Genomic DNA, 1,043 nt, shown 5'->3' on the forward strand with positions numbered 1-1,043 from the left:
GCCCCCGGACGGCCGCCCGCCGCCACGGCTGTCGTCGCCGGAACGCGGGCCGTAGGAGCGGCCGCCGGAGGAGCGTTCGCCGCCGCGGGAGTCGTCAGCACCGGCGCGGGGGCTGTAGGAGCGGCCACCAGGGCCGCCTCGACGGTCGCCGCCTCCGCCGGCTCCTCGATCGTCGCGGCGGTCGCGACCGCGGGAGTCGTCGCCGGAACGGGGGCCGTAGGAGCGGCCACCGGAGGAGCGGTCGCTACCGCGGGAGTCGTCTCCCGAGCGCGGGCCGTAGGAGCGGCCACCGGAGGAGCGGTCGCCGCCGCGGGAGTCGTCACCCGAGCGCGGGCCGTAGGAGCGGCCACCGCCGGAGGGACGGTCGCTACCGCGGGAGTCGTCACCCGAGCGCGGGCCGTAGGAGCGGCCGCCGCCGGAGGAGCGGTCGCCGCCGCGGGAGTCGTCTCCCGAGCGGGGGCCGTAGGAGCGGCCGCCGCCGGAGGGACGGTCGCTGCCGGATCGCCGGCCGCCGGATCGGGGATCGTCACTCGAGGGGCGACCGTAGGAGCGGCCACCGCGGGTGTCGTCGCCGGAACGTGGGCCGGAAGAGCGCCCGCCACCGGAAGGGCGGCCGCCGGCGCGGGAGTCATCGCCGCTGGAACGGCCGCCGCCGCCACCGCGGCGCTCACCACCGGACGGCCCGTCGGAGCCTCGCCGCGGGCCGCCACTGCGCCCATCGCGCGGCCCACCGGCCGGACGGTCGTCTCGGCCCCTGCCGCCTCGCCCGGCTCGGCCGTCGTCGGACGGATCCGGCGGGTCCTGGCGGTCGCGACCAGACATCGGTGACTTCCTCTCGTTCCTCAGATGGTCACTCACATTGTCCCCTGCCGGGGGTCGATCCACCGTAGGGGCACCCCGGAGCCGTCAGTTGGACGTCCCTGGAATGCGTGATGGCCCACCCCCGGTGTGTTGGGGGTGGGCCATCGTGTGGGTGTGTGTCCGGCGGTGTCCTACTCTCCCACCCCCGCTGGGGGGCAGTACCATCGGCGCTGGTGGGCTTA

The 1,043-nt window shown here is 77.0% G+C and carries 1 pseudogene; it reads right to left on the bottom strand.

What is annotated here, in order from left to right:
* Positions 1-230, bottom strand: a pseudogene (locus tag C1I92_RS35175) (hypothetical protein); the annotation flags it as partial.
* Positions 231-1,043: the final 813 nt, after the last annotated feature.

The sequence above is a fragment of the Jiangella anatolica genome (genome assembly GCF_003236295.1).
Classification (GTDB): Bacteria; Actinomycetota; Actinomycetes; order Jiangellales; family Jiangellaceae; genus Jiangella; species Jiangella anatolica.